Raw genomic sequence first — 7,500 nt, 5'->3', positions numbered from 1 at the left:
TTCACACTTATCGGTTTGTTTGCTGTTACAGCCAAGGGTCTGTAGCTCAGGTGGTTAGAGCACCGTCTTGATAAGGCGGGGGTCGTAGGTTCAAGTCCTACCAGACCCACCAAGTTATCTCACGGGGGATTAGCTCAGCTGGGAGAGCACCTGCTTTGCAAGCAGGGGGTCGTCGGTTCGATCCCGTCATCCTCCACCACTTACCTTGGGGTAGTCGTCAAAGACAAGTATTCAGGAGTTTATTCTGAGTGATTGTCTTTGGCTGTTGCCAACGAGCATTTAGCTCGGCTGTTCTTTAACAATATGGGATGTAGTAAAGGTGTCGTGAAGCCTTGATGAGAGGCTGAAGTACCCAACACGATACCGGGTTGTGATTGTATCAACCAAAATGTATTTAAGTGATCGAAAGATGACTTGGAATACGGCACAAACGCGAGAACTCAGACCTATGACGGTCGTGTCCTTGAGACACACTCGTTATAGGGTCAAGCGAACAAGTGCATGTGGTGGATGCCTTGGCGATTACAGGCGATGAAGGACGCGGTAGCCTGCGAAAAGCTTCGGGGAGCTGGCAAACAAGCTTTGATCCGGAGATGTCCGAATGGGGAAACCCGGCCCTAATGGGTCATCCCTTGCTGAATACATAGGCAAGGGAAGCGAACGCGGCGAACTGAAACATCTAAGTAGCTGCAGGAACAGAAATCAACCGAGATTCCCAAAGTAGTGGCGAACGAAATGGGAAGAGCCTTGTACTCTTTAGCAGCATTGTTAGCAGAACGGGATGGAAAGCCCGGCCATAGCAGGTGATAGCCCTGTATGCGAAAACAGCGTTGTGGAACTAGGTGTACGACAAGTAGGGCGGGACACGTGAAATCCTGTCTGAAGATGGGGGGACCATCCTCCAAGGCTAAATACTCGTAATCGACCGATAGTGAACCAGTACCGTGAGGGAAAGGCGAAAAGAACCCCGGGAGGGGAGTGAAATAGATCCTGAAACCGCATGCATACAAACAGTCGGAGCCTGGAAACGGGTGACGGCGTACCTTTTGTATAATGGGTCAGCGACTTACATTCAGTGGCAAGCTTAACCGATTAGGGAAGGCGTAGCGAAAGCGAGTCCGAATAGGGCGTTGAGTCGCTGGGTGTAGACCCGAAACCAGATGATCTATCCATGGCCAGGTTGAAGGTGCGGTAACACGTACTGGAGGACCGAACCCACTAACGTTGAAAAGTTAGGGGATGAGCTGTGGATAGGGGTGAAAGGCTAAACAAATCTGGAAATAGCTGGTTCTCTCCGAAAACTATTTAGGTAGTGCCTCGTGTCTCACCTTCGGGGGTAGAGCACTGTCATGGTTGGGGGGTCTATTGCTGATTACCCCGCCATAGCAAACTCCGAATACCGAAGAGTGCAATCACGGGAGACAGACATCGGGTGCTAACGTCCGGTGTCAAGAGGGAAACAACCCAGACCGCCAGCTAAGGTCCCAAAGATTGGCTAAGTGGGAAACGAAGTGGGAAGGCTAAAACAGTCAGGAGGTTGGCTTAGAAGCAGCCACCCTTTAAAGAAAGCGTAATAGCTCACTGATCGAGTCGTCCTGCGCGGAAGATGTAACGGGGCTAAGCCAGTCACCGAAGCTGCGGACGCACGCAAGTGCGTGGTAGGAGAGCGTTCTGTAAGCCTGTGAAGGTGTCTTGTAAAGGATGCTGGAGGTATCAGAAGTGCGAATGCTGACATGAGTAGCGATAAAGGGGGTGAAAGGCCCCCTCGCCGTAAGCCCAAGGTTTCCTACGCAACGTTCATCGGCGTAGGGTGAGTCGGCCCCTAAGGCGAGGCAGAGATGCGTAGCTGATGGGAAGCAGGTTAATATTCCTGCACCGTCGTATGATGCGATGGGGGGACGGATCGCGGAAGGTTGTCCGGGTGTTGGAAGTCCCGGTCCCTGCATTGGAGAAGGCGCTTAGGCAAATCCGGGCGCGGAATTCAAGGATGTGGGGCGAGCGGCCTAGTGCTGCGAAGCAATTGGAAGTGGTTCCAAGAAAAGCCTCTAAGCTTCAGTCATACGAGACCGTACCGCAAACCGACACAGGTGGGCGAGATGAGTATTCTAAGGCGCTTGAGAGAACTCGGGAGAAGGAACTCGGCAAATTGGTACCGTAACTTCGGGATAAGGTACGCCCTTGTAGCTTGACTGGCCTGCGCCAGGAGGGTGAAGGGGTTGCAATAAAATGGTGGCTGCGACTGTTTAATAAAAACACAGCACTCTGCAAACACGAAAGTGGACGTATAGGGTGTGACGCCTGCCCGGTGCCGGAAGATTAAATGATGGGGTGCAAGCTCTTGATTGAAGTCCCGGTAAACGGCGGCCGTAACTATAACGGTCCTAAGGTAGCGAAATTCCTTGTCGGGTAAGTTCCGACCTGCACGAATGGCGTAACGATGGCCACACTGTCTCCTCCCGAGACTCAGCGAAGTTGAAGTGTTTGTGATGATGCAATCTCCCCGCGGCTAGACGGAAAGACCCCATGAACCTTTACTGTAGCTTTGCATTGGACTTTGAACCGATCTGTGTAGGATAGGTGGGAGGCTTTGAAGCGTGGACGCTAGTTCACGTGGAGCCGTCCTTGAAATACCACCCTGGTTTGTTTGAGGTTCTAACCTTGGCCCGTGAATCCGGGTCGGGGACAGTGCATGGTAGGCAGTTTGACTGGGGCGGTCTCCTCCCAAAGTGTAACGGAGGAGTTCGAAGGTACGCTTGGTACGGTCGGACATCGTACCTAAAGTGCAATGGCAAAAGCGTGCTTAACTGCGAGACCGACAAGTCGAGCAGGTGCGAAAGCAGGACATAGTGATCCGGTGGTTCTGAATGGAAGGGCCATCGCTCAACGGATAAAAGGTACTCTGGGGATAACAGGCTGATACCGCCCAAGAGTTCATATCGACGGCGGTGTTTGGCACCTCGATGTCGGCTCATCTCATCCTGGGGCTGTAGCCGGTCCCAAGGGTATGGCTGTTCGCCATTTAAAGAGGTACGTGAGCTGGGTTTAAAACGTCGTGAGACAGTTTGGTCCCTATCTGCCGTGGGCGTTGGAATCTTGACGGGGGCTGCTCCTAGTACGAGAGGACCGGAGTGGACGTACCGCTGGTGTACCTGTTGTCTCGCCAGAGGCATCGCAGGGTAGCTATGTACGGAAGAGATAACCGCTGAAAGCATCTAAGCGGGAAACTCGCCTGAAGATGAGGATTCCCTGGAGGCTTGACCTCCTTGAAGGGTCGTTCGAGACCAGGACGTTGATAGGCTGGGTGTGGAAGCGCAGTAATGCGTTAAGCTAACCAGTACTAATTGCCCGTAAGGCTTGATCCTATAACCAGTGTGTTTTACCTGGTGAGTGCGCCTAGTGCCCAGGTGTACAACACAACCCAATCTTTACTACACCCAGATTCGCCGCGCTGACACTAGTCAGCCCGGCAACCCCTCATGCCTGGTGACCATAGCGAGTTGGAACCACCCCTTCCCATCCCGAACAGGACCGTGAAACGACTTTGCGCCGATGATAGTGCGGACTACCCGTGTGAAAGTAGGTCATCGCCAGGCTCTTATACCCAGAACCCCCAAGCCCTAAAGCTTGGGGGTTTTGCTTTTTGTGTCGCGCAAAATGCGCGGAACGCACATCGAACGGGCATCCAATAATTACTCGGCGATAAAACGTATTCGCCGTCATGTTCGATGTTGTATTCAGGGTACGCGAGCATTCCTGACCCCCACTGCATCTGATATGTTTGCGCCCAAGCGCTGAAAAATTCAGCACGAAGCAGTCAGCAATACCAAAGCCTCGGCGCCGAATAGCCAGGATGTTGGGATTTCGACGAACGGGTAAGTATCAGGGTCCAGGGGGTATCGTGGCCATGAAGTTTCGGCCAGCACTGGCTTGTCTCGGGAGCGTGGTCGCGCTCGCCGGTTGTGCATCATCTACGGTCGTACCGACCGATCCATCAAAGTTAGCCGCGGTTTCTGACGGAAATTGCGCGACATTCAAGGAAAAAGGCCTGCTGAAGGCCGCAGTTCCGGGGCAAGGCTCGGATCCGCTGGAACTTGCCAATCGGACAACCAAGTCAAGCGCCGAAGCGGAAGCGGGCGGCGATGGCGAGGCCGAATCCGATCCGGCGTCGCTGCCTTTGCTCGCGCAACTGCCACTGTTTTCCGCGTCGGCATCCCCGACGGCCATCCCTACTGGCTGGCAGCCCTGGACCGTCAATCGCAATAAGCTTCCCACCAGCTATTCCCTGACCGAGTCAGACCAACGCATGGTGCTCCATGCCGAGGCGAATGGTTCGGCATCCGGTCTCTACGTACCGCTCGTTCAGCGAGATCCCGGTATGTTGCGATGGATGTGGAAGACCAGCGATGTCATCCGCGTGGCCGACAATGCTGTCAGTCATCGTGAAGACGCTCCTCTGCGGATTTTCGTCGCGTTCGACGGAGATCGAAGCACATTGCCGCTGAAGGACCAATTGATGTACGAAATGGCCCGTATCACCACGGGCCGCGAGATGCCTTACGCCACGCTGATGTACATCTGGGGCGGCAAGCGGCCCGAAGGCAGCGTCCTGAACAATCCGCATACCGATCGCGTACGCATGATCGTGGTCGACTCCGGCACACGGCATACGAAGGAATGGCGCTGCCATGAGCGCGATCTGCGCGCGGACTATCGCAAGGCGTTTGGTACCGAGCCAGGGAAGGTCCTCGCTGTCGGTCTGATGACCGATACGGACAACACCAAGAGTCGTGCCGAATCCTGGTACGGCGACATCGCGATCGACTGATCGGCCGGGGCCGGCTCAGCCGACCTCGACATCCTCCAATGCAAGCAGCGCGAACGTGGCCAGCCAATGGGTGGCCACGTAGTGACCTTCCACGGCTTGCGGAAGCGACGCATCCAGATGATCGGACCAGGCGCGTATCGCCAGCGGTTGCAGCGCGGCAGGCAGCGCTGGCCCCAGCAAGCGCCAACACCAGGCGCGCGACAGATTCAGGCCATCCAGGTGCGACATCTTAGGATCGGTCCGATCTGCCACGGTCACCGGCGTCAGCCACGTGCCCAGATCAGCCTGCCCTGGCGCAAACAGATCCCACCATTCAGAAAAGCCGCAGTCGTCCATTACCTGCCGCATCAGCACGGCTTCCATCAGCCCGCCGGACAGGAACTCGTCGCCGCCCGGCTCGTAGCGGGCGGGGTAGCGCTGATCGTGAGCAAACCAGCGATGGGCGCGACGCACGATCGATTTCCGCAGCGCCAGATGCTGTGTCTGCTTCGTGTAGAACAGCGCCATGACCAGCGCGAACGCGCTGTTGAAGTGCGTCCCGGTGCGAATGGGAAAATCGGCGACTGGAGTTGCCCCTGTACCTCAGGACACGCAGACACCGCTAGGTTGATGACACTGCAGTCCTTCTGAACTCGCGCGGTGAGCGATATTTCAGGGCTTTGTGCGGGTGGCGCTCATTGTAGTGTTCAAACGCAATGGCCAGGCGAGAGAGTGCCGTTGGCACGTCGGCCTTGTCCATATAGGCGACGTAGTTGTGCTTCATGGTCTTCACGAACGATTCGGCCATGCCATTGCTCTGCGGTGAACGTACCGGCGTAGTCAGCGGCTCCAGGCCCAGTTCGCGAGCGAAGCTGCGCGTGCGGTGGTCGATGTAGGCCGAGCCGTTGTCCGTAAGCCATTCGATGGGCTGCGGGGCATGCGTGGTGCCGAAGCGCTGTTCGACGGCAGCCAGCATGACGTCGCGCACCACGTCCCCGCTATGGCCGCCAGTCGTTGCCGCCCAGCTAATCGCTTCTCGGTCGCAGCAGTCCAGTGCGAAGGTCACGCGCAGCGGCGTGCCGTCGTCGCACCGGAACTCGAATCCGTCGGAGCACCAGCGGCTATTGCTCCTGTCCACGGCCACGCGGCCGTCGTGCCGCCGAGTGTCTCGGCGCACGCCGGGACGGCGCAGCAACAAATGATGCTCGCGCATGACCCGATACACGCGCTTGTGGTTGGTGCGCGGTGCGCCGACCAGCTCGCGAGTGCGGCGCAGCAGCGCCCAGATGCGCCGGTAGCCGTAGGTTGGCAGGTGCGCAACGTGGGCCTGGATTTCTTCGACCAGTTCCGTGTCGTCAGTCACTCTAGCGCTGCGACCATCTTGCCAATCGGACGGACGAACCCGTTTCACCGCCACACCGGAGCGCGCTACGCCGAGAACTTCGCAGACCGTTTTCAATGGTCGTCCCCCGGCAGCAAGGGCGAGCGCGCAATCAGGTTTTTTGAGCGGCCCCACTCAACAGCCTCCTTCAGGATCTCGACTTCCATCGTCTTCTTCCCAAGCAGGCGCTGCAGTTCCTTGATTTCCTTGATCGCGGCGGCAAGCTCCGATGCCGGGACTACAGTTTCGCCAGCTTGCACCGCTGCCAGACTGCCTTCCTGGTATTGCTTGCGCCAGCCGAACACCTGGTTCGGATTCACGCCATGCCGCCGGGCCACGGCAGACACCGAGGCGCCAGGGGCCAGCGTCTCCTGCACGATAGCGACTTTTTCCTGCGCCGTGCGCCGACGACGGCGCTCCGGCTCGGTCAGAATTTCGATGGGTTCCACGTAATGACTGGGCTTACTGATAGGCACAAGATCGGGTAAGGACACGCCGTCGCCGGCGCATCCTCCCCTAAGAACCGTACGTGCGAGTTTCCCCGCATACGGCTCACGCTCTCGAAAAACTGTCTATGGATAAACAGTCGGCTCTCGACTTCAATTGAGCCTACGCATCGATGAACGGTCGTCGCTCAGCGCAAGCGCCGAGAGGTGCAGACGCCATAGCTGGCGCTCTTCCATGCTTCCCCTCGTTGAACCCAGACCAAGTTTCTGCGCTCGAGAACCTAGCGGAAGTCTGCTCGCTTTCGCGCGAGGCGATGTTGCAGCCCCTATCCACACGATTACGGCGCGGCATTCGCGTTTTCCGCCTTCTCATACCCGCACAGTCAACAGCTTGCCTCACGGCTCGCTTGCCACGAGGGCAACGGTACGGGCTTACCACGTTCCCGTTTCATCACACGACTGAGTAAGGACCCGCCTCTTCGCCGGTGGCGCTTACGGCGACGTGTTGCTTGATAGCAGAGCAACATCCGGCCACTTCCCATTTTGGGTCATGCCTAACAGCAGCTTTGGCATGTCAATAATAACGACGTTTATCAGCGATTCACATGTGTTGCCCATGTCAGCCAGCTTCGCATCTCAGCCCCATTGCTGCTCGGAGCTTCCACGCAGTGCCTCGCGACACTGCGCGCTTACGGACACTTTGTCGGAGCGGCTTCGCACAACGCCGTTACCAGCGATGCACGCGCTCCCAAGCTACCGCCGGTCGCACGGCGGGTTCACTACCGCACCAGACTGCATGCAGTTGAACAATGATGAAACGAGCATGCATTGCGCCTAACCAACGGCCTCATGCTTCGTGTCGCACACTA

The 7,500-nt window shown here is 57.0% G+C and carries 2 protein-coding genes, 2 tRNA genes, 2 rRNA genes and 1 pseudogene; 5 read left to right on the top strand and 2 right to left on the bottom strand.

Annotation, left to right across the window (positions count from 1 at the left end; all coding sequences use genetic code 11):
- Positions 1-35 precede the first annotated feature (35 nt).
- The 5 genes from AC3FLX_RS33485 (at position 36) to AC3FLX_RS33465 (ending at position 4,825) form a co-directional block, all read left to right on the top strand.
- Positions 36-112, top strand: a tRNA-Ile gene (locus tag AC3FLX_RS33485).
- 11 nt (positions 113-123) lie between these two features.
- Positions 124-199: transfer RNA gene (locus AC3FLX_RS33480), tRNA-Ala, on the top strand.
- Between the two features lie 284 nt (positions 200-483).
- Positions 484-3,362: ribosomal RNA gene (locus AC3FLX_RS33475) — 23S ribosomal RNA — on the top strand.
- 117 nt (positions 3,363-3,479) lie between these two features.
- Positions 3,480-3,593: ribosomal RNA gene (gene rrf, locus AC3FLX_RS33470) — 5S ribosomal RNA — on the top strand.
- Positions 3,594-3,895: 302 nt separating this feature from the next.
- Positions 3,896-4,825 (top strand): DUF3047 domain-containing protein, encoded by a 930-nt coding sequence (locus tag AC3FLX_RS33465; RefSeq protein ID WP_488701574.1) that lies wholly within the window; start codon positions 3,896-3,898, stop codon positions 4,823-4,825.
- Positions 4,826-4,840: 15 nt separating this feature from the next.
- Here the strand turns inward: AC3FLX_RS33465 and AC3FLX_RS33460 are convergent.
- Together AC3FLX_RS33460 and AC3FLX_RS33455 are read right to left on the bottom strand one after the other, a co-directional pair.
- Positions 4,841-5,386, bottom strand: a pseudogene (locus tag AC3FLX_RS33460) (DUF2891 family protein); the annotation flags it as partial.
- Positions 5,387-5,426: 40 nt separating this feature from the next.
- Positions 5,427-6,625, bottom strand: a protein-coding gene (locus AC3FLX_RS33455) for an IS3 family transposase (protein ID WP_167585615.1) whose coding sequence is annotated in 2 segments (ribosomal slippage) — positions 5,427-6,310 and positions 6,310-6,625 — 1,200 coding nt in all. Because the reading frame shifts where the segments join, the coding sequence is not laid out codon by codon here.
- Positions 6,626-7,500: the final 875 nt, after the last annotated feature.

This window comes from Cupriavidus sp. 291-E7 (genome assembly GCF_057798835.1).
The sequence above is the reverse complement of the archived record's forward strand: the minus strand, read 5'-3'. Positions and strand labels throughout refer to the sequence as shown.